18 protein-coding genes are annotated in these 22,992 nt (G+C 66.5%); 6 read left to right on the top strand and 12 right to left on the bottom strand.

Annotated elements, in window-relative coordinates; all coding sequences use genetic code 11:
- Positions 1-4: 4 nt before the first annotated feature.
- The 4 genes from AC2FNJ_RS04950 to AC2FNJ_RS04935 all read right to left on the bottom strand — a co-directional run bounded on the left by AC2FNJ_RS04950 (position 5) and on the right by AC2FNJ_RS04935 (position 5,564).
- The gene (locus AC2FNJ_RS04950; RefSeq protein WP_496762918.1) at positions 5-1,300 is read right to left on the bottom strand and encodes a gluzincin family metallopeptidase; all 1,296 of its coding nucleotides are present in this window, start codon (positions 1,298-1,300) and stop codon (positions 5-7) included.
- A gap of 20 nt (positions 1,301-1,320) precedes the next feature.
- The gene (locus AC2FNJ_RS04945) at positions 1,321-2,649 is read right to left on the bottom strand and encodes a TfuA-like protein (protein ID WP_496762916.1); all 1,329 of its coding nucleotides are present in this window, start codon (positions 2,647-2,649) and stop codon (positions 1,321-1,323) included.
- Positions 2,649-3,851 carry a YcaO-like family protein gene (locus AC2FNJ_RS04940; RefSeq protein WP_496762914.1) on the bottom strand — a complete coding sequence of 401 codons (1,203 nt, stop codon included), beginning with the start codon at positions 3,849-3,851 and terminating at the stop codon, positions 2,649-2,651. The genes AC2FNJ_RS04945 and AC2FNJ_RS04940 overlap by 1 nt, the downstream gene beginning before the upstream one ends.
- Before the next feature lie 177 nt (positions 3,852-4,028).
- The gene (locus AC2FNJ_RS04935) at positions 4,029-5,564 is read right to left on the bottom strand and encodes an alkaline phosphatase family protein (protein WP_496762912.1); all 1,536 of its coding nucleotides are present in this window, start codon (positions 5,562-5,564) and stop codon (positions 4,029-4,031) included.
- A 248-nt stretch (positions 5,565-5,812) separates the two neighbouring features.
- Here AC2FNJ_RS04935 and katG point away from each other — a divergent pair, with 248 nt between their 5' ends.
- Positions 5,813-7,996 (top strand): catalase/peroxidase HPI, encoded by a 2,184-nt coding sequence (gene katG, locus AC2FNJ_RS04930; RefSeq protein ID WP_496762910.1) that lies wholly within the window; start codon positions 5,813-5,815, stop codon positions 7,994-7,996.
- Positions 7,997-8,071: 75 nt separating this feature from the next.
- Here the strand turns inward: katG and AC2FNJ_RS04925 are convergent, their stop codons facing one another.
- Both AC2FNJ_RS04925 and pepT read right to left on the bottom strand, forming a co-directional pair.
- A complete protein-coding gene (locus AC2FNJ_RS04925; protein WP_496762908.1) occupies positions 8,072-10,285 on the bottom strand; it encodes an NADP-dependent isocitrate dehydrogenase in 2,214 nt (737 codons plus the stop codon).
- 213 nt (positions 10,286-10,498) lie between these two features.
- Positions 10,499-11,749, bottom strand: coding sequence for a peptidase T (pepT, locus tag AC2FNJ_RS04920; RefSeq protein WP_496762907.1), 1,251 nt, complete (start codon positions 11,747-11,749; stop codon positions 10,499-10,501).
- Between the two features lie 151 nt (positions 11,750-11,900).
- On the opposite strand from pepT, the gene AC2FNJ_RS04915 reads away from it, so the two are divergent.
- The 4 genes from AC2FNJ_RS04915 to AC2FNJ_RS04900 all read left to right on the top strand — a co-directional run bounded on the left by AC2FNJ_RS04915 (position 11,901) and on the right by AC2FNJ_RS04900 (position 16,242).
- Positions 11,901-12,986 (top strand): TRAP transporter substrate-binding protein, encoded by a 1,086-nt coding sequence (locus AC2FNJ_RS04915; protein WP_496762906.1) that lies wholly within the window; start codon positions 11,901-11,903, stop codon positions 12,984-12,986.
- A 62-nt stretch (positions 12,987-13,048) separates the two neighbouring features.
- Positions 13,049-13,552 (top strand): TRAP transporter small permease subunit, encoded by a 504-nt coding sequence (locus AC2FNJ_RS04910; RefSeq protein ID WP_496762904.1) that lies wholly within the window; start codon positions 13,049-13,051, stop codon positions 13,550-13,552.
- Positions 13,545-15,095: a TRAP transporter large permease gene (locus tag AC2FNJ_RS04905; protein WP_496762903.1), complete on the top strand. Its 1,551-nt coding sequence runs from the start codon at positions 13,545-13,547 to the stop codon at positions 15,093-15,095. The genes AC2FNJ_RS04910 and AC2FNJ_RS04905 overlap by 8 nt, the downstream gene beginning before the upstream one ends.
- A gap of 64 nt (positions 15,096-15,159) precedes the next feature.
- On the top strand, positions 15,160-16,242 hold the full coding sequence (locus AC2FNJ_RS04900) for a helix-turn-helix domain-containing protein (RefSeq protein WP_496762901.1): 1,083 nt from the start codon (positions 15,160-15,162) through the stop codon (positions 16,240-16,242).
- 25 nt (positions 16,243-16,267) lie between these two features.
- Here the strand turns inward: AC2FNJ_RS04900 and bhcD are convergent, their stop codons facing one another.
- Genes bhcD through bhcA form a run of 4 tightly spaced genes read right to left on the bottom strand, consistent with a single transcriptional unit; the run spans position 16,268 to position 20,614 of the window.
- On the bottom strand, positions 16,268-17,233 hold the full coding sequence (gene bhcD, locus AC2FNJ_RS04895) for an iminosuccinate reductase BhcD (protein ID WP_496763055.1): 966 nt from the start codon (positions 17,231-17,233) through the stop codon (positions 16,268-16,270).
- Between the two features lie 29 nt (positions 17,234-17,262).
- Complete coding sequence (bhcC, locus tag AC2FNJ_RS04890) at positions 17,263-18,426, bottom strand: 3-hydroxy-D-aspartate aldolase BhcC (protein WP_496762900.1); 1,164 nt, start codon at positions 18,424-18,426, stop codon at positions 17,263-17,265.
- 12 nt (positions 18,427-18,438) lie between these two features.
- Positions 18,439-19,413 carry a beta-hydroxyaspartate dehydratase BhcB gene (gene bhcB / locus AC2FNJ_RS04885; RefSeq protein WP_496762898.1) on the bottom strand — a complete coding sequence of 325 codons (975 nt, stop codon included), beginning with the start codon at positions 19,411-19,413 and terminating at the stop codon, positions 18,439-18,441.
- A gap of 10 nt (positions 19,414-19,423) precedes the next feature.
- Positions 19,424-20,614, bottom strand: coding sequence for an L-aspartate--glyoxylate aminotransferase BhcA (gene bhcA, locus AC2FNJ_RS04880; protein WP_496762896.1), 1,191 nt, complete (start codon positions 20,612-20,614; stop codon positions 19,424-19,426).
- Positions 20,615-20,831: 217 nt separating this feature from the next.
- On the opposite strand from bhcA, the gene AC2FNJ_RS04875 reads away from it, so the two are divergent.
- On the top strand, positions 20,832-21,656 hold the full coding sequence (locus AC2FNJ_RS04875) for an IclR family transcriptional regulator (protein WP_496762895.1): 825 nt from the start codon (positions 20,832-20,834) through the stop codon (positions 21,654-21,656).
- Positions 21,657-21,675: 19 nt separating this feature from the next.
- Here AC2FNJ_RS04875 and AC2FNJ_RS04870 read toward each other — a convergent pair whose 3' ends face one another.
- Positions 21,676-22,173: a hypothetical protein gene (locus AC2FNJ_RS04870; protein WP_496762893.1), complete on the bottom strand. Its 498-nt coding sequence runs from the start codon at positions 22,171-22,173 to the stop codon at positions 21,676-21,678.
- Entirely contained in the window at positions 22,166-22,849 is a 684-nt protein-coding gene (locus AC2FNJ_RS04865) for a helix-turn-helix transcriptional regulator (RefSeq protein ID WP_496762892.1), read from the bottom strand. Before AC2FNJ_RS04865 ends, AC2FNJ_RS04870 begins: the two co-directional genes overlap by 8 nt.
- Positions 22,850-22,992: the final 143 nt, after the last annotated feature.

Raw genomic sequence — 22,992 nt, 5'->3', positions numbered from 1 at the left:
CACCTCAATCCGGCACGCGCGTCCGGACCGAAACCGCATGGCTGGACTCGTCCGGATCGGCCAGGCGCGGGCCTGCGTTGACGACCCCGATATCGCGCATCCGAAAGTTGCCCTCGATGATCCGGCGAAAGGCGCCGCCGGTGATTTCCTGATCGACCATCAACAGGGCCTTTTCGACCCCGAAGTAACTCAGCATGTCCGCATCCAGCAGGCTCCAGGCGTCGGCCAGGTAGGTGCCCAGAAAATCGCGCGCTTCCAGCAGCGCCAGCCGGAACCCTTCGCGGTCCGCCGCGTAGCGGGCATCGAAGATCGCCTGCATCACGCCGCCATATTCCGGCGTGCCTTCCAGCCGGTCGGACAGGTCTTCGTCCTCGGGCGAAATCAGACCCCGGGCCAGCAGGCGTTCGTGAAAGATGTCCACCAGAATGTCGAACATGGCGCCGGTCAGCGGCTCCGACAGGGCGTGCTCGCTGGTCCAGCCCTGCGCGAATTCCGAAAGCACCCGGTCATTGGCCGCCATTCGGATCTGGGCATTGTCGGACAGTTCGGCGAACCGGTTCAGCCGGTTGAGCGTGTAGAGATTGCCGCGGGTGTTTTCCAGCAGCGCCTCGACCACCGAGCCGAAATGCAGCGACGCGATCAGCGCCACCAGATCCGCCGCGGACTCGTGAAACCCATAGTATTCGCCGGGCGCGTTGCCGTCCGAGGGCATTCCGATGGTGCTGTAGATGATGGCATGCCCGATTTCATGGGCCACGACATCGAAATTGAGGCTGTAGGGCCGGTATTCGCCGCCATGTTCCCGGCTGCCGCCGGTTTCCAGAAACCCCCAGCCGATATGCGCGTTGTCGAGGCTCGGCAGCAGCGACAGTTCCAGCCGGTCGAAGTCGCGGGCGAAATGCCAGGGGATGGGCTGGCCGAAATAGCCCTCCCAAACGTCCATGGTGAAATGCGCGGATCCGAACAGGTGCGCAGCCTCGAAAGCCGGGTCGGTCGGGTCGATATGGGTGAAGTTCCCGTCCGCGTCCGGAGTTGCGGGCGGCCGCTCGAACCCGTCCCAGGGCGGCAGATACATGCGCTGGCCTTGCGGGCCGGGAACCATGGCGCCATAGGGCGTCGTCTTGCCCACCGGATTGACGACATACATGCGCGGGTCGGACGGGCCGGGACCGACCGTTCCGGGCGGGGCCGAAATCTCGACCAGTTCCAGATGCGCCGGGCCGCCGAGAAACGGCGATTGCGGAAACAGCAGAAACCGGGTACCCGGGGCCTCTTCGGCGGATGCGTCAGGCATGGCCATGCGGTCCTCCGTTTCCGTCGTCATTCCGCTTTTGCGCACCGACCGGCGCGCTCCTGGTCGGATTGGCGAAAGCGGAACTCGCGTGCGATCATATCATGGAACTGCTGCCGGTCGCTGAGGTTGAGCGACTGCACGAAGGCATCCATGTCCTCGGGCACCGGTCGGTTCAGCACCGTTTCGAAATACCAAACCAGAAGGCCCAGCCGGGCCGGAGAGGCCGAGCTTTCCGCCGGCCGCGGCAGCGCCGCCTTGGCCTGCGCGCGCGCCTTGAGTTTCGCATAGTCGCCGGACCAGCGCAGTTCGGCCAGAAGATGCGGTTCGATCCGGTCGGATTTTTCGGCGGCCAGATCCTCCACCAGCGTGGCGCCGGTCAGCAGCGCCTCGTACCCGGCCTCGTCCAGATCGTTGTCGCGCAGCCATTTCGTCACCTCGTCGCGCCGGACCAGCCCCGCGCGGGTGCGGTGTCCGGACATCTGCGCGATCAGGGCGGCGCGCTGAGGTTTCTTGCCGCTGCGGCGCGCGTCTTCGAGCGCCAGCAGGCGCAGCATCGCCCTGTCGCGCAGCGCGGCGTAGCGCTGCGGGTCCAGACGCAGCTCGTCGATCACGTCCCGGGTCAGCCCGTCGCCACCGTTTTCGCCTTCGATCCGGCGCACCAGCTCCTGCCAGACAAGCGTGCGTTCCAGCCGTTGGGCAGGGGCCGGGGCAGGGGCCTTGCGGGCCAGGTGGCCGGCCATCTGGGCCAGCATCTCGCGCGCGTCCTCGGCCTTGGCGTCGACCCGTCCGCGCGGCAGCCACGCGGCAAGCCCGTTCACCTGCGCGGCGTCGGTTTCGCTCAGGATGCGCGGCCAGTCGCGGTCGCGATAGTGCAGCCCCTTGGCCACGGCCAGAACGGTGTCGGCGGCCTCCGGCGTCAAAACACCCTCCTCGAGCGCCCGCGCCACCGTGGCCCGGATCGAAACCATCGGCTCGCTGAGTGGCCGGAACCCCAGTTCGGCAGGGCTGTGCAGCACCGCCACCTCGTCGTCGTCGCGCAACGTCCCGTCGCGATACCCTTCGAAGATCCGGCCCACGCCGATCATGCCGAATCCGTCCAGCTCGGCCGCGCGCAACGCGCCCATGCTGGCGCTGCCGAAGACGGCGATGCCCTGCTCCATGGCCCAGAGGATCTCCTTGTGCCAGACCGAGGGAACCCCCTCGAAATAGCCGTCGATGATCCCGATCGCCATCGGCTTGCGGCGCGCGACGCGATAGACATCGCCCTGTCCGACCGGCGGCAGGATGTCCGCGTCGATCAGCTCCCGCACCGCCTCGGGCCCGAGGGTCGGTCCGACAAAGACGGCGGCGCGCATCACAAGGCCCTCCGGGCGCGGCGGGCGCGGGGGCCGGGAACGAAGTCGGGATCGTCATGCGGCGCTTCCAGCCCCGGGATGACCGCGCGCACGACCGAGATCCCGAATTCGGGCCGCGACAGATCGACGGTCAGAACCTGATCCAGGCCGGCCGTGGCCAGGCGGTCGAGCAGCCAGGCAAGATCCTCCTCGAACGAAGGCGCATCGTGCGTCGGGCAGTCGGTGAACCGCGCCGAAGGGGCCGCGCGCTGAAACGCCTTGCGGACAAAGCGCGCCTTGGCCGCCAGCGCGTCGTCGGTGTATTCGGACGGTTCCAGATCGTCGCGGGCGCCCGAGATGTAGGTCAGCCGGGTCTGCGCCGCCTCGGTCATGGCCCGGAGCAGGGCGATGTTGCGGTCCGGGTGGCAGCCGTCGCCGATGCCGATATGTCCGGGCGTGTCGCCCGCCTCGCACAGGACGCACCGGAAGCAGGCCACACCCACGTCCGAGGTGCTCTGCCAGATCCCGGCCTCAAGGCCCGCCGCATCGAACCGGTCCAGCGCTTCCCGGCAGCGCGGGTCGTCCACCGTCGCGGGGTCCAGGCGTTGATCCTGCCGCCCGTGGTGCCACAGGGTCGAGGCGTCCCGCTCGATCAGCTCGCAGATCGCGTGGCAGGTGGCTTCGAGCCGGTTGTTGCCCGAAGCCAGCCCGTTGGTCGAACGCGGGAACATGCCGGGGCCGCCATTGGGCGGCCCGGTATAGTCGGTGTCCACCATCTCGTAGGGCACCCAGCGGCGGGTGGCGTTCCGCAGGTCGTCCGCCTCGATCCAGAGGATCGGACGATGCGGGTCAAAGGCCGCGCCGGTGACTTTCGGCAGGCGGGCCACGTCGGCCACGTCGGCCTCCTGACTCAGGTCGGCATAGGTCGCACGACGCACCGGCAGGGCGACCCGCTCGGCATGCCAGGTCTCGATCGCCTCCATCACGCCCGAGGCTTCGGCGGCCTCCAGCGACAATCCCTTCCCCAGCGCCACCGCGACCGAGCGCGAATTCGGCCGCGTGACCATGACCGTCGGCAACCCGATCCGGTCCAGCCCGGTCAGATTGGCGATGCGGGTGATGCCCATCTGCGCCAGAAACGGTCTGACCCGTTCCAGCGTTTGCGCCGGGTCGCGCAGACGATGCGTATCGACAAGGTATCGCTTGCGCGACAATGGGGTCATCAACAAGGCCTGGTTTCAAAATGCGTCTTCGCGGGACAGGCGCCCGAAACCGGGCGGCACGATCCCTAAACCATTGCCAAGGATGGTTGATCCTTCGATCCGGGTCAACACGCTTGCCGCATGCCCTTGGGGCAGACGCACAAGAGGTGCCGATGGCGCAGCCGGTTCGGCGGCGTTTCAGGCATGGCGCCGGCGGGTTGCCGGCCCCTGATCCGTGATCGTGTCCAGAGACAGCGTGTGATCCATGTTCCGCATGCGGTGGCGCAGCATCTCGCGGGTCAGCCGGGCAAGATCCGCCGCGTATTCGGGCCGGTCTGCGACATTCTCCATCTCGCCCTTGCCCCGATGGTCGAAAAGCAGCGGCGGCAGGTCGGCCGCGAATTCGACCAGGGTGAACCTGTCGTCGCGCAGGATGCCCAGGCAGGAATCCGACGGGCCGGTTCCCAGCCTCTTTTCCCATTCGGTCGGCGCGGTGGGTTCCGAGAAATCCAGTTCGCTGAAGGTCCGGGTGCGCCAGCCGGCCGGAACATCGCCGGCCAGCAGCGGCAGCAGCGACCGCCCGTCCATCGAATTGGGCACTTCCTGATCGATCCAGTCGAGGATCGTGGGCGTGATGTCGATGGATTCGGTGGGAACCGACACCACGCTCCCGGCCCGGTCGGCATTGCCCGGCAGCCGGATGATGAGCGGCGTGTGATAGGCCGCGTCATGAACCGTCATCTTGCCCCAGCTGTGGTGATCGCCCAGCATCTCGCCGTGATCCGCGGTGACGATCAGCAGCGTGTTGTCGTATTGGCCGGAGTCCTTGAGGTGCCGGATGACCCGCCCGACATGGTGATCCACCTCGGTGGCCAGACCCAGATAGACGGCGCGCAGGGTCTGGACGGTCTCATCCGTGGGTTCCAGCCCGGCAAAGCCTTCGACGACCGACTCGACTTGGCTGACCTGCATCAGCGGGCCAAAGAAGGGATGCACCGCGGCCTCGTCTTCGGGTGTGGCCAGGCGGGCCGGCAGCGGCAGGCTGGCCGGGTCGTACATGGCGTTGTAGGGCGCCGGCGCGACCAGCGGCGGGTGCGGCCGGATATAGGTCAGATGCGCGAACCAGCCCTGCCCGTGATAGGCGCCGATCCGGCTCAGGAACGAGTCGGTGAGAAAGGCGGTGTCGCTGTCCTCGGCCGCGTACAGGGCCGGATCGTTCAGACGCGGCGCGCCACCGTCCGGCGCGACGGGTTTGTAGATGTCCCAGTAGTTGTCGAACCCGTAGCCGCGCTGCATCAGATGCGCCCGCCAGGGATAGGACATCTCCTGCCGCATTTCCGTCATCTCGTGGAATCCCGGCATCGGGTATTCGTAGGTCTGCACCGCCGGATCCTTCGGGTGATGCACGCGCGGGTCCGAGGAGGTGTCGGTATAGCCGAACAGCATCGGCAACAGCCCCGCCTTGCGGGTTTCCGACGCCAGGTTGGGGGTGTCATGGCGCAGCGGCGTGCCGTTGCGGACCGAGCGGTGGTTCATCGCGTATTGCCCGGTCAGGATCGACGCGCGCGACGGGCCGCAGGGATTGGCGACCGAGTAATGGCGGTCGAAACGGACCGCATCCTGCATCAACTCGCGCAGGTTCGGCAACGCGACATGCGCGGCCAGCGCGCCGTCCAGGCAATCCGCCCGCAACTGGTCGATGATGATGAACAGGACATTGCGCGTGGTCGTCATCGGGCACCTCGTCAGAATCCGCCGAGACGGAGTGTTAGGAGCCCGCCGGCACCCCGTCCAGCCCCGATCTGCATCGGTGCGCGGATCGGGCGGCGCGGCCGTGCCGGCGTGAAGCAGGAATAAGAAAAAGTTATCGAAGCGATTTGGAAATGCAACTTATGTTGATGGCTGTCCTCTGCTAGCATCCCGTCGAGACGCGCAGCCCGGCTCGGGCCATTTCATTCAACCTTACAATGATGGAGAGAATTATGGACGGTAACGACATCGGCAAATGCCCGGTCATGCATGCCGGCACGACGTTCGGGACCCGGTCGAACAGGGACTGGTGGCCGAACCAGTTGAATCTGAAAATCCTGCACCAGAATTCCTCCCTTTCCAATCCGATGGGCGAGGCGTTCAACTATGCGGAAGAATTCAAGAAACTCGACCTCAAGGCGCTGAAACAGGATCTTTATGACTTGATGACCGACAGTCAGGACTGGTGGCCCGCCGATTACGGCCATTACGGCGGTCTGTTCATCCGCATGGCGTGGCACAGCGCGGGCACCTACCGCACCGCCGACGGGCGCGGCGGCGGCGGCACCGGGCAGCAGCGATTCGCGCCGCTCAACAGCTGGCCGGACAACGGCAACCTCGACAAGGCCCGCCGCCTGCTCTGGCCGATCAAGCAGAAATACGGCGACAGGATTTCCTGGGCCGACCTGATGATCCTCGCCGGGAACTGCGCCCTGGAATCGATGGGCTTCAAGACCTTCGGATTCGGCGGCGGCCGCGCCGATGTGTGGGAGCCCGAAGAGGATGTCTATTGGGGCGCCGAATCCGAATGGCTGGCCACCAGCGACGCCGAGGGCAGCCGCTATTCCGGCGAGCGCGACCTGGAAAATCCGCTGGCGGCGGTGCAGATGGGGCTGATCTACGTGAACCCCGAAGGTCCGGACGGCAATCCCGACCCGGTCGCGCTGGCCAAGGACATCCGCGTGACCTTTGCCCGCATGGCGATGAACGATGAGGAGACCGTGGCGCTGACCGCGGGCGGCCACACCTTCGGCAAGATGCACGGTGCGGGAGATGCCTCGCACGTCGGTCCCGAACCCGAGGCCGCGCCGATCGAGGCGATGGGCCTGGGCTGGCTGTCCTCCTATGGCAGCGGCAAGGGCCGTGACGCGATCACCTCGGGTCTCGAGGGTGCGTGGACGCCGAACCCGACCCAATGGGACAACGGCTATTTCGACGTGCTGTTCAAGTATGAGTGGGAGCGGGTCAAAAGCCCGGCCGGCGCCTGGGTCTGGACCCCCAAGGACATTCAGGAAGAAGACATGGCGCCCGACCCCGAGGATCCGTCCAGGAAGGTGCCGATCTTCATGTCCACCGCCGACATCGCGATGCGCATGGACCCGGATTACGAGAAGATCTCGCGCCGGTTCCACGCCAATCCGGACGAATTCGCGGATGCCTTCGCGCGCGCCTGGTTCAAGCTGACCCACCGCGACATGGGCCCCAAGGCGCGCTATCTGGGTGACGAGGTGCCCGCCGAAGACCTGATCTGGCAGGATCCGATCCCGGCCGGAACGCCGCTGTCGGATGCGGATGTGGCCGATCTCAAGTCCAGGATCCTGGACACCGGTCTGTCGGTTCAGGAACTGGTTTACACCGCCTGGTCCTCGGCCTCGACCTTCCGCGGCTCCGACATGCGCGGCGGCGCCAACGGCGCGCGCATCCGGCTGGCGCCGCAGAAGGACTGGGAGGTGAACCAGCCCGATCAACTGGCCAAGGTGCTGGCGGCGCTGGAAGGCGTGCAGGCGGCGTCCGGCAAGCCGGTCTCGATGGCCGACCTGATCGTTCTGGGCGGTGCGGCGGCGATCGAAAAGGCCGCCAAGGCCGCGGGCCACGACATCACCGTTCCGGTCTCGACCGGGCGCGGCGATGCCAGCCAGGAGCAGACCGATGCCGAGAGCTTCGAAGTGCTCGAACCCATCGCCGACGGCTTCCGCAACTATCAAAAGGGCGACTATACCCTGTCGGCCGAGGAACTGCTGGTGGACAAGGCGCAACTGCTGACCCTGACCGCGCCGGAAATGACGGCGCTTGTCGGCGGAATGCGCGTTCTGGGCGCGAATTTCGGCGGCTCGGACCACGGCGTTCTGACCGACAGGCCCGGCACGCTGACCAACGATTTCTTCGTCAACCTGCTGGACATGGGCACCGAATGGAAACCGGTTTCCGAGGACGGCAAGGCGTTCGAAGGGCGCGACCGGGCCAGCGGCGCGGTAAAGTGGACCGGCACGCGCGTGGACCTGATATTCGGCTCGAACTCTCAACTCCGGGCCATCGCCGAGGTCTATGGCCAGAGCGACGGTGAGGCGCGTTTCGTCAGGGATTTCGTCGCCGCCTGGACCAAGGTGATGGACGCCGACCGGTTCGACCTGCAGTAAGGAGAACCGTCAGAAACACGAGGGCGCGGCCGGTCCCGGCCGCGCCCTTTCGCATTGGGGTCTCAGCCCTCGACCTCAGCCGATGATCGCGTTCAGCGTGGCGCTGGGGCGCATCACCGCCGCGGTCTTGGCGCGGTCGGGGTGGTAGTAGCCCCCAAGATCCGCCGGTTTGCCCTGCGCCGCGGCGAGTTCCGACAGGATCTGCTGTTCCTTGTCGGCCAGCTCCTTGGCGACCGGGGCGAAATGCGCCGCCAGTTCGGCATCGTCGGACTGCGCGGCCAGGGCCTCGGCCCAGTAGCGGGCGAACCAATAGTGGCTGTCGCGGTTGTCCGGCTCGCCGACCTTGCGGCTGGGCGAACGGTCATGGTCCAGGATGCCCTGCGTCGCGGCCTCGGCCGCGGCGCCCAGCACGGCGGCCTTGGCGTTGCCGCGGCTGTCGGCCAGGAAGTTCAGCGACTCCCCCAGCGCGCAGAATTCACCCATCGAGTCCCAACGCAGGTGGTTTTCCTCGACCAGCTGCTGAACGTGCTTGGGCGCCGAGCCGCCCGCACCGGTTTCGAACAGGCCGCCGCCATTCATCAGCTTGACGATCGACAGCATCTTGGCCGAGGTGCCCAGTTCGAGGATCGGGAACAGGTCGGTCAGATAGTCACGCAGCACGTTGCCGGTGATGGCGATGCTGTCCTTGCCGGCGGTGATGGTTTCCAGCGACTGGCGGGTCGCCTCGCGCGGGGCCAGGATCATGAACTTGTCGGCCACGCCCGCGGCCTCCAGTGCCGGTTGGACGTATTTGATCAGCTCGGCGTCATGGGCGCGGTTCGCGTCCAGCCAGAAGATCGCCTCGGAGCCGGTCAGGCGCTGACGGTCCATCGCCAGCTGGATCCAGTTCTCGATCGGGGCCTTCTTGACGGTGCAGGAGCGCCAGATGTCGCCTTTCTCCACCGCATGCTCGTGCAGGGTCTCGCCATTGGCCAGAACGATGCGGATGGTGCCGTCGGCGGGCGCCTCGAAGGTGGTCGGGTGGCTGCCGTATTCCTCGGCCTTCTGCGCCATCAGGCCCACATTGGCCACCGAACCGGCGGTAGCCGGGTTCAGCGCGCCGTTGGCCTTGAAGAACTTGATGGTCTCGTCATAGACCGGCGCATAGCAGCGGTCGGGGATCACGCAGTTGGTGTCGCCCTTGGCGCCGGTCTCATCCCAGCCCTTGCCGCCCGCGCGGATCACGGCGGGCATCGAGGCGTCGATGATCACGTCCGAGGGCACGTGCAGGTTGGTGATGCCCTTGTCGCTGTCCACCATGTACATCGACGGACGCTCGGCCTTGACCGCCTCGATCGCGGCCATGATCTCGGCATCGTCCTTGACGCGGTTCAGCAGATCGCCCAGGCCCGAATTCGGGTTGACGCCCAGCTGCGCCATGCGATCGCCGAATTTCTCGAACACCGGCGCAAGCCACGCCTTGACGGCATAGCCGAAGATGATCGGGTCGCTGACCTTCATCATCGTCGCCTTCATGTGCAGCGAGAACATCGTGCCGTCTTTCTTCGTGTCCTCGATCGCGGCATCCAGGAAGGCCGACAGCGCCTTGACCGACATGAAGGTGGCGTCCGCAACGGTGCCTTCCTCCAGCGTCCAGCCGTCCTTCAGGACGGCCACGCCGCCATCCTTGCCCACGAATTCGATCCGCGCGTCACCGGCCTGATCGGCGGTGATGGTGGCCGATTTTTCGTTGGCATAGAAATCATTGCCCGGCATCGACGACACCTTGGTCTTGCTGTCGGCCGACCACGTGCCCATCGAATGCGGATGCTGCTGGGCATAGCGTTTGACCGCCTTGGCCGAGCGCCGGTCGCTGTTGCCCTCGCGCAGAACCGGGTTCACGGCCGAGCCCTTGATCGCGTCATAGCGGGCGCGGATATCCTTCTCGGCATCGGTCTTGGGGTCTTCGGGATAGTTCGGGATGTCATAGCCCTGCCCCTGCAACTCGGTGATCGCGGCCACCAGCTGCGGCACCGAGGCCGAGATGTTGGGCAGCTTGATCACGTTGGCCTCGGGGGTTTTCACCAGTTCGCCCAGGGCGGCCAGGTCATCGGTCTGGCGCTGCGCTTCGGTCAGGTTCTCGGGGAAGGTCGCGATGATGCGCCCGGCCAGCGAAATGTCCTTGGTGCCGACGCTGACGCCCGCGGCCGCGGCGAACTTGCGGATGATGGGCAGGAACGAGGCGCTCGCCAGCTCCGGCGCTTCGTCTACAATGGTATACAATATGTCGAAGTTCGATTTATCTGCCATGTTCCCTTACCTTTTTTAGCCTTTCAGGGGCGTGCGATCCGAGAGTGTAATGCCACGAGAGACGCGGCGCGGGGGGAGCGGGACACGGGTCGCGCTCCGGGGTGACTCTGATTTGACAGGCTCCCCTTACAACCCAATGCGTGCCGGATCAATCGGCCAGACCGGCGCATTTTGACCCAGGTTGCGGAAAACTCGTGAAACCGCGCCGTGACCTCAGCCCGATTTGCCCTCGGCCGCGGCCAGTTCGACAAGGCCCAGGAACAGGCGGGTGGCCACCGCCATGTCCTGTACCGACACCCATTCGAGCGGCCCGTGAATGTTCTGCATTCCCGTGAACAGATTGGGCGTCGGCACACCGAGTTCGGTCAGCCGCGACCCGTCGGTGCCGCCGCGGATCGGGATCGACACCGGTTCGATTCCCAGGCGGCGGCAGGCTTCGCAGGCCAGATCGACCGGCGTCATGTCCCTTTCCAGCCAGTAGCGCATGTTGCGGTATTGCGGCGTGATCTCGCAGGTGATCCTGGCACGCGGTTCGGTGGCCTGCACGGCGGCGCAGACCTGCCGCAGCAACTGGCCCTTGGCCAGCAGCCCGTCCAGTTCGAAATCGCGCAGGATCAGCTTGACTTTCATCTCCGAAGATCCGCCGGTCATCTCGGTGGCGTGGATGAACCCGTCGCGGTTGTCGGTGACTTCCGGCGTCATCGTGGCCTGCGGCAGGGTGGCGATGATCTTGGCGGCCAGGTGGATCGCATTGACCATCTTGCCCTTGGCCCAACCGGGATGGATGCTCACGCCGGTGACGGTGATTTCGGCACTGTCGGCCGAAAAACTCTCGAACTCGATCTCGCCGACCTTGCTGCCATCGAAGGTATAGGCGAAATCGGCGGCCAGATCGCCGGGCAGCCGCGCGTCCACGCCGCGCCCGATCTCTTCGTCCGGGGTAAAGGCGATGCGGATCGGGCCGCGCCGGATATCCGGGTTCCGCAGCAGGTGATGCGCCGCGGTCATGATGATCGCGACGCCCGCCTTGTCATCCGCGCCCAACAGGGTCGTGCCGGACGCGGTGACGATGTCATGACCGGTCTTTTCGGCCAGATAGGGGTGGTCATCGGGCGACAGGACCAGGTCGGGATCGTCAGGGAACCGGATCTCGCCGCCGTTGTAGCCCTTGACGACGCGCGGCTTGACACCGGTGGCGTTGAATTGGGGCGCGGTATCTACATGGGCCAGAAACCCGACGGTCGGCCCCGGCGCGGTGCCGGGAATGGTGGCCAGAACCACGCCATAGTCGGTCAGTTTCACATCCTCTGCACCCATCCCGGCCAGTTCCGATTCCAGCAGGCGCAGCATGTCGAACTGCCGCTCGGTGCTGGGGCTTGTCGCCGACTCGGCATCGCTCTGGCTGTCGATGGCGGTGTAGCGGACCAGACGTTCCTCGAGTTCCTCATCGAATGGGTGCTGCATGCTGCCTCCTGCGCTCATGCCGGGCAGAAGGCGCGCGGCCCGTCGCGAAGTCAAGCCTCGGCCGCGGCCCAACAAACCGTTTGACTGGTTTTGTGTATTCCTAATATTCATTTGGACACGCAAAAAAATGCGGCGATATGGGGAGGAATCAATGAAGCGCAGAGAGTTCATCCAGGCCGGCGCGGCCGGCGTCACCGCCACCACCCTGGCCAGCCCGGCCATTGCCCAGGACATCCGCGAATGGAAGATGGTCACGGCCTGGCCCAAGAACCTGCCGGGGCCGGGGGTCGCGGCGCAGATGCTGGCCGACCGGATCACCAACCTGTCCGGCGGGCGGATCGAGGTGAAACTGTTCGCGGCCGGCGAACTGGTGCCCGGCCGCGGCGTGTTCGATGCGGTCTCGGAAGGCACGGCCGAGCTCTATCACGCGGTGCCGGCCTATTGGGGGTCCAAGTCCAAGGGCATCCTGCTGTTCGGGTCGCAGCCGTTCGGGCTGCGCGCGGACGAACAGTTCGGCTGGCTCTACCACGGCGGCGGCCAGGCGCTCTATGACGAGATGTATGCGCGCTTCAACCTCAAACCGTTCCTGTGCGGCAATTCCGGCCCGCAATGGCAGGGCTGGTTCCGCGACGAGATCACCTCGGTGGACGACCTCAAGGGGCTCAAGTTCCGCACCACCGGGCTCGCCTCCGAGATGTGTTCCAAAATCGGCATGGCGGTGCAGGCCATGGGCGGGCGCGACATGTTCCAGGCGTTGCAGACCGGCGCCCTGGACGCGGGCGAGTTCATCGGGCCGTGGACCGACAGCGCGCTCGGCTTCTTCCAGGTGGCCAAGAACTACTACTGGCCGGGCGTGGGCGAGCCGTCCTCGGCCGAGGAATGCGCGGTCAACGCCGATGCCTATGCCGAGCTGCCGGACGATCTGAAACAGGCCGTGAGTTTCGCCTGCGAAAGCCTCTACAACCCGGTCTGGACGGAATACACCACCAAACACGCCCAGGCGCTCGCCGCGCTGGTGGCGGACGAAGGCGTGCAGGTCCGGCAACTTCCGGATGACGTGGTCGCGGCGATGGGCGTCGCCGCCGCCGAAGTCATGGAGGAGCTTGCCAATGACGATGACGAGCTGGTGCGCCGCATCACCGAAAGCTTCCTGGCCTACCGCGACTCGGTCGGGTCGTACATGACCTATGCCGACAACGGTCAGATGAATGCCCGCGCCGGTGTATTGGGATTCTGACGCCGGGTTGACGAAACGGGTCCGGTGCGCGCACAAGCGCACCGGATTTCATTGAGGCAGGCATGGCGCGGGTCATCGAAACCCTGGACGGCATCAATCGCGTGACCGGCGAGACCGTGCGCTGGTTCGCGCTGGCCATGCTGCTGATCCAGTTCGCGATCGTGGTGGCGCGCTATGCCTTCGGGGTCAGCACCATCGCGACGCAGGAATCCGTTCTCTACCTGCACTCGGCGCTGTTCATGCTCGGGGCCGGGTACACGTTGCTGGTCGATGGCCATGTGCGGGTGGACATCTTCTATGCCAGGCTGGGGCCGGCCGGGCGCCGCCGGATCGACCTGGCGGGGCACCTGCTGCTTTTGATGCCGGCCATGCTGATGATCCTCTACTGGTCGTGGCCCGCGGTCCGGAACTCGTGGAAGATCCTCGAAGGGCCGATCTCGGTCGGCGGGATCAAGGCGGTGTTCCTGCTCAAGACCCTCATCCCCCTGTTCTGCATCCTGGTGCTGGTGCAATCCGTCGCCTGCGTGCTGCGGCTTCTGCTGGAAAGACCGCAAACCGATGGCTGAACATCTCGACCTGATCATGTTCGCGGCGCTGATGGCGGTGATCCTGTCGGGGTTCCCCGTCGCCTTCAGCATCGCCGGAACCGGGATCCTGTTCGCGGTTCTGGGCTGGGCGCTCGGCGCGATGGACCTGTCGCTGCTTGGGGCGATGTCGCAGCGCATCTACGGCCTGCTGACCAACAACGTCCTGATCGCGATCCCGCTCTTCGTGCTGATGGGCGCGATCCTGGAAAAGAGCCGGATCGCCGAGGCCATGCTGGACACGATGGGGCGGTCGTTCGGCCAGCTTCGAGGCGGGCTCGGCATTTCGGTGATCCTGGTGGGCATGCTGCTCGCCGCCTCCACCGGCATCGTCGGCGCGACCGTGGTGGCGATGGGGCTGATCGCGCTGCCGTCGATGCTGCGGGCGGGCTACGATCCACGGGTGGCCGCCGGCATCGTCTGTTCCGCCGGCACGCTGGGCCAGATCATCCCGCCCTCTACCCTGCTGATCATCCTCTCCGACGTGGTGTCGAATTCCTATCAGCAGGCGCAGTACGAGCTCGGCAAGTTCTCGATCGAAACGATCTCGGTCGGCCAGGTCTTTGCCTCGGCGCTCCTTCCGGGCCTGACCATGGTGGGGTTGTACTGCCTCTACGTTCTGCTGCGCGGGGCGCTCCGGCCCGGTGACATGCCGCCGTCGCCGGACACCGAGCCCCGTCCCGACCTGCGCGCGGTTTCGCGCGCCATCCTGCCCGCCATCCTGCTGATCCTGGCGGTGCTGGGGGCGATCCTCAGCGGCATCGCCTCACCGACCGAGGCCGCTTCGGTCGGCGGCATCGGCGCGGCGCTGCTGGCCGCCGAACGGCTGGGCGACCGCCGGAGGCTCTTGCTGACCGGCGTCGCGGCGCTCGGCCTGCTGGCGCTCGCCTCGGGCCTGTATCCGGTGCGGTTCCAGCGCAGCGACCTGACCGGGATCGAGGCGGGCATCGGCATCGCCTATCTGGTCCTCACCCTGATCGGGGGCGCGGCGATCCTGTCGGCCATCCGCGCGCTCGCCGCGCACAGGATCATCCAGCCCGCCCTCACCTCGACCCTGACGATGACCTCGATGATCTTCGCCACCATCCTGGCGGCGGGGGTCTTTTCGCTGGTCTTCATCGGCCTCGGCGGCGAAGACCGGGTGGCCGCCATCCTTGCCGAGCTGCCGGGCGGCGCCAACGGCGCGCTGATCTTCTGCATGCTGTTCATCTTCGTGCTGGGCTTCTTCCTGGATTTCGTCGAGATCTCGGTGATCGTCCTGCCGCTGGTGCTGCCCTCGCTGATCGTGATGGGCCACGATCCGATCTGGCTGTCGGTCCTGATCGCCATCAACCTGCAAACCTCGTTCCTGACGCCGCCCTTCGGGTTCTCGCTGTTCTACCTGCGCGGGGCCGCGCCGCCCGAGGTGACGACGGGCCATATCTACGCGGGAGTCGCGCCCTTCATCCTGTTGCAGGTGGCGGCGGTCGCGATCATCTGGTTCGTGCCCCAGATCGCCACGCTGCTGCCCGCGCTGCTGTTCTGAACGCCCCGCACGGCGCGGCGGAATGATTTGCAACCGGCGTTCGATCTGGCGTTAAACTACCCGCATGAAGACCCGTGGACCCGGCCAGAAAACCAGACCCGAAAACGAGGACGATTGGGAGGGCGGCCTGTACGATCCCGATCCCGTCGCCGAAGAAGACCTGTGGTTCCTGCCGGGCGGCCCAAACGACCCGGACGAGGACGACCTCGCGCCGCCCGGTCCCCGTGCCGACCGGCGGCTTTTGTTCGACCCCGCCGATTGGCGCGCGGCGCAGAACGATCTGTCGGCGGAGCTGGCCGATCTGGCGGTGGGTTTCGGCGCGCTGGACGAACGGCTGCGCGCCGGGCCCGAGGGCTGGGTGCAGCGGCTCGCGCTGCTGGAAGTGGCCGATCTCGGCTGGTGGACCGGCGACCGCATCCCGGCCGACCGGCTGGCCTTGTGGACCGGGCTGCGGCTGGGGGCGACCGGCGACGACGCGCAGGCGCTGGCGCGGGCGGGCTGGGCGGTTCGGCGGCTGACTGCGGGGCCGGCGCCCCGCGACGGCGGCTGGCCCGAGGGTCTGGCCGCGTTTCTGGGCCGGTCCGCACCGGATGGCGACACCGTTCCCGACGCGGTGCTGGACCTGGCGGAAGTGATGACGGCGGCGCAGGGCCTGCACCCGGCGACCCAGGCGGCGATGCTGTTTCGCGCCTGGCGGATGCTGGGGCAGGGGGCCGCGCAGGATGCCGAGGCGGCGGTGCTGGCGGCACGCCATGCCGCCGCGATGGGCCGGGGCGGGAGCCCGTTTCTGCCGCTGGCCCTGTCGGGTCCGGGGGCGCTGCGGGCGGGCGGCGATCCGGCGGACCGGCTGTCGGCCTGGTACCGGGGCGCGGCGCAGGCGGTTCTGGCCGCGCTGCTGCACCTGGACCGGATCGGCGCATGGCAGGCCCGAGCCACGGCGGCGACCCGCGACCTGTCGGGGCGCACCCCGCCGGCCCTGATCGCGGTCTTCACCGCCTGGCCGATGGTCACGGCACCGCTGGCCGAAGAGAAGACCGGCGCTTCCCGCGCCGCGGTCCAGCGCAATCTGGACAAGTTCACGGATCGCGGCCTGATCCGCGAGGTCACGGGGCAGGGGCGCTACCGGGTCTGGACGGCGACCGTCTGACCGCGCCGCGCCGCCCGATGCCCGGTCAAAGCGCCGCGTTCCCCGCCAGACCCCGCTCTTGCGCAAGCCGCGCCGCGACCGAGGCGACCGCAAGATCCTGCAGGCCGACGCCGGTGCCGTCGAACAGGGTGATCTGGTCCTCGCTGCCGCGTCCGGGATGATCGCCGTTGATCACCGCGCCGATGGGCGTGATGTCCTCGGGCCGGATCAGGCCCTGGGCGACGGCGTGCTGCGCCTCGCCGATGGAGACCGACTGCGCGATCTCGTCGGTGAAGACGCCGGCCCGCGCCAGCAGGGCCGGATCGACCTCCTGCTTGCCCTTGGTATCCGTGCCCATGCAGGCGACATGGGTGCCGGGTTTGATCCAGTCCGCCATCAGCAGCGGCTCGAAGGCCGAGGTGATGGTGATGATCACATCCGCCTGCGCGCCCAGTTCCTCGGGCGTCACCGCCGCAAAGGCAAGTCCCAGCTCCTCGGCGACCGCGGCCAGCCGCGGCAGCATCTCGGGATGCGGGTTCCAGGCCACGACCTTGTCGAAGGCCCGCTGCTCTGCCGCCGCGCGCAATTGGAACGCCGACTGGTGCCCGGCGCCGACCATGCCCAGCACCCTGGCGTCCGGCCGCGCCAGATGCGCGATCGAGACCGAGGAACTGGCCGCCGTGCGCAAGGCCGTCAGATAGTTGCCGCCGACCAGCGCCGACAGCCGCCCGGTGTCGGGATCGAACAGGAAGACGGTGGATTGATGGTTGGTCAGCCCCTTGTCCATGTTGCCCGGCCAATAGCCGCCGGACTTGACGCCCAGCACCTGACCGGCCCGGTCGAAGCCCGACTTGAAGCCGTAGAGCGCATCGGCATGGCCGATGGCCTCGCGCACCACCGGAAAGTTCCACGCTTCGCCGCGCGCCATCGCTCCGAACACCGCCTCGACCGCCTGGAACGCCTCGGCCCGGCCGACGACCTGTTCACAGACCGCCTCGCCGACGATCAGCACATTCGCTGTCTGCATCGACCCGTCCATCGTCAATAGGCCTTGCCGCGGGCCGAGACCGGCCAGATCGCCTCGACCTTTCCATCCCGCACGCCGACATACCAGTCGTGCACGTTGCAGGTCGGGTCGCAATGACCCGGCACCAGCCGCAGCTTGTCGTTGACCTTCAGCACCCCGTCCGGATCGTCGATCACCCCATGCTCGTCCGAGCATTTGACATAGGTCACGTCGTCACGGCCGAAGACCACCGGCAGGCCGCTGTCCACCGACTGCGCCTTGAGACCGGCGTCGCAGATCGCCTTGTCCGGCTTGGCGTGGCTCATGACCGAGGTCAGGATGAACAGCGCGTTCTCCCATTCGCCGCGGTCGATCCGGTTGCCGTTCTTGTCCAGAATGCGCCCGTAATCGGCATCCATGAAGGCGTAGGAACCGCATTGCAGCTCGTTGTAGACGCCCGAGTTGCTCTCGAAGTAATACGACCCGGTGCCGCCGCCCGACACCAGTTCCGGCTCCAGCCCCTCGGCCTTCAGCCCCTCGACCGCGTCGCGCACCATGGCGATGGCCACGTCCAGCTTGGCCTTGCGGTCCTCGTAGGAGTCCAGGTGCTGCATCGCGCCCTGATAGGCCTGGATGCCGCTGAACTTCAGGCCCGGTGCCGCATCGATGGCCTTGGCGATCGTCACCACATCCTCGGTGGTGGTCACGCCGCAGCGCCCCGCGCCGCAATCGATCTCGACGAAGCATTCCAGCTCGGTGCCATGTTTCTGCGCCGCCGCCGACAGATCCGCCACGTTGTCGATGTCATCGACGCAGACGATGGTGCGCGCGCCGGTCTTGGGGATCTGCGCCAGCCGGTCGATCTTGAGCGGGTCGCGCACCTGGTTCGACACCAGCACGTCCTTGATGCCGCCGCGGGCAAAGACCTCGGCCTCCGACACCTTCTGGCAGCAGACGCCGACCGCGCCGCCCAGCTCTTCCTGCAGCTTCGCCACATCGACCGACTTGTGCATCTTGCCATGCACCCGGTGCCGCATCCCGTGCGCCCTGGCATAGTCGCCCATCTTCTTGATGTTGCGCTCCAGCGCGTCCAGATCCAGCACCAGGCACGGGGTCTGGATTTCCGATTCATCCATGCCGATGGCCGCGGGAACGTCGAAACCCACTTCCAGATCTTCCAGTTTCACTTGTGCGTTCATCCTCTTGCCTCCTCAACCGGCATTCCAGGGCAGCTTGCCCAGATCCACATTACCACCCGTCACGATGACTCCGACCCGCTTGCCGCGATAGATCTCGGGATTGCGCAGGATCACCGCCAGGGGCACCGCGCTGCTGGGTTCCATCACGATCTTCATGCGCTGCCAGATCAGCCGCATCGCATCAACGATCTCCTGCTCCGACGCCGTCTGCACGTCGCGCACGAAGTGCGACACGAAATGCCAGGTGTTCTCCTTGAGCGGCACCTTCAGCCCGTCCGCCACCGTCACCGGCGCGTCGTCGGCGATGATGTGGCCGGCGCGGAACGACCGGGCCGCATCATCGGCCTGATCCGGCTCGGCGGCATAGATCTCCACGTCCGGCGCGAGATTGGACAGGGTCAGACAGGTGCCCGACACCATGCCTCCGCCGCCGATCGGCGCCACCACCGCCTCCAGCCCCTCGACCTGTTCCAGCAGTTCCAGCGAACAGGTGCCCTGACCGCAGATCACCCGCGGGTCGTTGTAGGGATGCACGAATTCCGACCCGGTTTCGGCCTGGACCCGGGCAAACACCTCTTCGCGGCTGGTGGTGGACGGCTCGCATTCGGTGATGAGCCCGCCATACCCCCGCACCGCGTCCTTCTTGGCCTGCGGCGCCGTGCGCGGCATCACCACGTGGCAGGGGATGCCCCGCCGCCCGGCCGCATAGCTGAGGCTGAGCGCATGGTTGCCCGAGGAATGCGTGGCCACCCCGTGCCGCGCTGCCTCGTCATTCAGGCCGAAGACCGCGTTCGACGCGCCCCGCACCTTGAAGGCGCCGGCCTTCTGGAAGTTCTCGCACTTGAAGAACAGCTTCGCCCCGGTCAGTTCGTCGAGATAGCTCGACGTCAGCACCGGCGTGCGATGGATATGGGGTTTGATCCGCTCATGCGCCTTGCGCACGTCGTCGATGGTCAGGCTTGCCGCCGCTGTCAATGCGTCCAACACGGTGTCCTCCTCATGCCGCCGATTTCACGGTCTTGCCGGATGGCCGGCGGAAATAGTCCTGCGCCGCGGCCACGCCGCTGCCCAGGGTGATGGGATAGTCCAGATCGGCCATCGCCATTTCGATGGTCGCCAGGCCGCTCAGCACCATGACATCCGTCAGGCTGCCCAGATGCCCGATGCGGAAGGCGCGGCCGTTCATCTCGCCCAGCCCGATGCCAAAGCTGACGCCGTAGGCGTTGAAGGCATGGTCGGTCAGCGCGTTGCTGTCGAACCCGTCGGGCACGTAGATCGCGCTGACGGTGTCGGAATAAAGATCCGGCGACTGCGCCACCAGCTTCAGCCCCCAGGCATCGACCGCGCGGCGCACGCCTTCGGCCAGCCGGAAATGTCGGGCATAGACGTTGTCCAGCCCCTCCTCGAACAGCATCTTGAGGCTTTCGCGCATCCCGTAGATCAGCTGCAGCGGCGGTGTATAGGGAAACCCGCCCGAGGCGTTCGCCTTCATCATGTCGCGAAAGTCGAAGAAGGTGCGCGGCAGTTGCGCGGATTCCACCGCCGCCAGCGCCTTGGGGCTGACCCCCAGGATCGCCATGCCGGTGGCCAGCATGAATCCCTTTTGCGAACCGGACACGACGATATCGACGCCCCAGTCGTCCATGCGGAACTCCATCGACGCCAGCGAACTGACCGCATCCACGAACAGCATCGCCGGGTGGCTGGCGGCATCCATCGCCGCCCGCACCGCCGCGATGTCGCTGCGCACGCCGGTGGCGGTTTCGTTGTGGGTCACCAGAACCGCCTTGATCCGGTGTTCCGTGTCGGCGCTCAGCGCCGCCTCGAACTTGTCCGCCGGCGCCCCGGCGCCCCATGGTGTCTCGATGATCTGCACATCCAGCCCGTGACGCTGGCACAGGTCGATCCAGCGATGCGAGAACATGCCGTAGCGCGCCACCAGCACCCGGTCGCCGGGGCTGAGCGTGTTGGTGACGGCGGCTTCCCACCCGCCGGTGCCGCTGGCCGGAAAGGTGATGACCGTCCCCTCGCGGGTCTTCATGACCTTCTTGGCGTCCTCCAGTACCGGCGCGAAGGTTTCGACGAAATCGGGCGCGCGGTGATCGCGGGTCTGGACCTGCATGGCCAGCCGCAGCCGGTCCGGGATGTTGGTCGGGCCGGGAATGAAGACGGGATTCTGATCGGACATGGAAATGGCCTCCGTTACTTGCCCGACAGAATGACCGCTTGAAACGCCGCGCGCAATTTTTCTGAAAAACGTTTCCGAAACCGGAATGAAAATGCTAAGCTGTTGCAATCCAAATGGTTTGCATTTTCCAGATCCCATTGCCAAAAGAATCCGGAAAATGTTTTTTGCCCCTCGGAACGGCAGGGCCGGACCGGATCGTGCACAGGAGGCATGGCTCATGACGACTCAGAAACGTCCGCGCGGCCGCCCGAAATCGCCGTTTTCCGAGACCGGCCCGGCGACGATGCAATCGCTGGACCGGGCGCTTGCGCTGCTGGTCGCGGTGGCCCGGTCGGGGCGCTCGACCCTGACCGACCTGTCGCTGCAGACTGATATTCCGGCGGCAACGACGCACCGGATTCTGGCGACGCTGCAAAAGAACGATTTCGTCGCCTTCAACGAGGAAACGCAGGAATGGATGGTCGGGATCGAAGCCTACCGCACCGGTTCCGCCTATCTGCGCCGCTCCAGCCTGACCGAGATCGGCCAGCCGGTGATGCGGGCGCTGATGGAACGGACGGGCGAAACCGCCAACCTCGCCGTGCCGGACGGGGCCGAGGTGGTGTTCATCGGGCAGGTCGAAACCCGCAACCCGATCCGCGCCTTCTTTCCGCCCGGCACCCGCACGCCGATGCATGCCTCGGGCACCGGCAAGGCGATCCTGGCCGTGCTGGCCCCGGATCGGGTCCGCGCCCTGATCGGGGGGCCGGACTTGACCGCCTTCACCGCCCACACACGCGCCACCGCCGACGCCCTGCTGGCGGATCTGGCCGAGACTCGTGCGCGCGGATGGTCGTTCGATGCCGAGGAACGCTATGACGGCATGTCCTGCATCGGCAGCGCCATCTTCAACGAGAACGGCCAGCCCTGCGCCGGTATCTCGATCTCGGGCCCCAGCAGCCGGTTCGGCGCCGACACCATCGCCGGCTTCGGCGCGGCGGTGCGCGCGGCAGCCGAAGAGATCACGCGGAAACTGGGCGGGGCCGTGCCGCCGCGGGACTGACGCCGCGCCGGCGATCCGGTCAGACCGGATAGCCCAGCTTGGAGATCAGGCGCCAGATATCCTGGTTTGCGGCGGTGAGCTTGGCCACCGCCTCTTCGATCTGCGACATCGCGGCCTCGTCCACGATATCCGCCCGCCCCAGCTTGATGTCGGTCTTGCGGTCGGCGATCCGCATCAGGATGGTCCGCGGATTGCCGCTGTCGGGATCGAAGGAATAGATGCAGTGGTTGTACTTGTTGCGGATCGCCGAAAGCTTCATCAGGCGCTGGGTCTGCTCCAGAATGGCGTCCCGCACGGTTTCGTCCGCCCCTTCCATCTTGGCCAGCCGCTCGACCAGATCGATCCGCGCCCGCGTCGTGTTGAGCGTGAGAAACACGATGACCGCAATGTCCTTGTCGGTCTTGCAGAGCCCCGCGATCAGGTGAATCAGCAGGCTTTCGGTGTTGGTCCAGATATAGTTGAGCCGCCCGATCAGCAGGATCAGGCGGTCGAAGCGGGTCTGGGCGTCGTCACTCACCGGCGTGCAGCCGCGCCTCGGCCGGGGCGGCCTCGAAAAAGAAATTGGCGGCCGCGGTCCGGTTGCTCACTCCGATCTTCTTGACCACGTGATGCATGTGCAGCTTGACGGTGTGTTCGGTGATCCCCAGCCGCGCGGCGACGGCCTTGTTGCTTTCGCCGTGCGAAACCAGGCGCAGCACCTCCTTTTCCCGGCGTGTCAGCTGCTCGTAGAGCGTGCGGCCCGGCGCGGCCGACCGGTTCGCCAGCAGCACCGGCTCCGACTCGACCTTGGGGCGCTCGGTTCCCGGAGGCGCCAGAACATCGGCCAGGAAGGACGGCAGAAACAGCTCGTAGTGCAACAGCAGCCGCAGCACCGACCGCCACACGTCCGGCGTCACGTTCATCGGCAGAAACCCGATGTCGCCGCGATGGCACCTGTCCCAGCCCCGAAACAGCGCCTGCGCCGCCTGTTCCTTGCGATAGGCGAATACCAGACACCCCGACCCGGCAGCTTCCAGGAATCGCTCGGGCTGTTCCAGCAGGTCCGCGGACAGCATCTGGTCCACCACCAGCATCCGCAGCGCCGGCAACCGCCCGCCCGCCTCGTCCACCGCTTGGTCCAGCGAGTCGCAGCGATAGGCCGCGACCCCGAATTCCGCGTGCACGCTGCTCAACGTCTGGTCGGAAAAGAACAATTCCTTTCCCAGGAACAGGACGGACAGCTCGTTTTTCGGATTTGCACCACGCTCGCGCGAATTTCGAGATTCGGCAACACTCGAATGACTCATATTTACCCCCACATCAAACTCGTACAGAGAATGCTATTCAAACGATATCA

The organism is Ruegeria sp. BHSB196, assembly GCF_059613135.1.
This window is presented reverse-complemented; position numbering and strand designations above follow the sequence as displayed.

Bases quoted from the DNA above. Each gene is read 5' to 3' on its own strand.
- AC2FNJ_RS04935 (WP_496762912.1), bottom strand. From the start codon at position 5,564: ATGACGACCACGCGCAATGTCCTGTTCATCATCATCGACCAGTTGCGG.
- pepT (WP_496762907.1), bottom strand. From the start codon at position 11,749: ATGCAGCACCCATTCGATGAGGAACTCGAGGAACGTCTGGTCCGCTAC.
- AC2FNJ_RS04945 (WP_496762916.1), bottom strand. From the start codon at position 2,649: ATGCGCGCCGCCGTCTTTGTCGGACCGACCCTCGGGCCCGAGGCGGTG.
- bhcC (WP_496762900.1), bottom strand. From the start codon at position 18,426: ATGAACGCACAAGTGAAACTGGAAGATCTGGAAGTGGGTTTCGACGTT.
- AC2FNJ_RS04925 (WP_496762908.1), bottom strand. From the start codon at position 10,285: ATGGCAGATAAATCGAACTTCGACATATTGTATACCATTGTAGACGAA.
- AC2FNJ_RS04940 (WP_496762914.1), bottom strand. From the start codon at position 3,851: ATGACCCCATTGTCGCGCAAGCGATACCTTGTCGATACGCATCGTCTG.
- AC2FNJ_RS04915 (WP_496762906.1), top strand. From the start codon at position 11,901: ATGAAGCGCAGAGAGTTCATCCAGGCCGGCGCGGCCGGCGTCACCGCC.
- AC2FNJ_RS04875 (WP_496762895.1), top strand. From the start codon at position 20,832: ATGACGACTCAGAAACGTCCGCGCGGCCGCCCGAAATCGCCGTTTTCC.
- AC2FNJ_RS04910 (WP_496762904.1), top strand. From the start codon at position 13,049: ATGGCGCGGGTCATCGAAACCCTGGACGGCATCAATCGCGTGACCGGC.
- AC2FNJ_RS04905 (WP_496762903.1), top strand. From the start codon at position 13,545: ATGGCTGAACATCTCGACCTGATCATGTTCGCGGCGCTGATGGCGGTG.
- AC2FNJ_RS04950 (WP_496762918.1), bottom strand. From the start codon at position 1,300: ATGGCCATGCCTGACGCATCCGCCGAAGAGGCCCCGGGTACCCGGTTT.
- AC2FNJ_RS04900 (WP_496762901.1), top strand. From the start codon at position 15,160: ATGAAGACCCGTGGACCCGGCCAGAAAACCAGACCCGAAAACGAGGAC.
- bhcA (WP_496762896.1), bottom strand. From the start codon at position 20,614: ATGTCCGATCAGAATCCCGTCTTCATTCCCGGCCCGACCAACATCCCG.
- katG (WP_496762910.1), top strand. From the start codon at position 5,813: ATGGACGGTAACGACATCGGCAAATGCCCGGTCATGCATGCCGGCACG.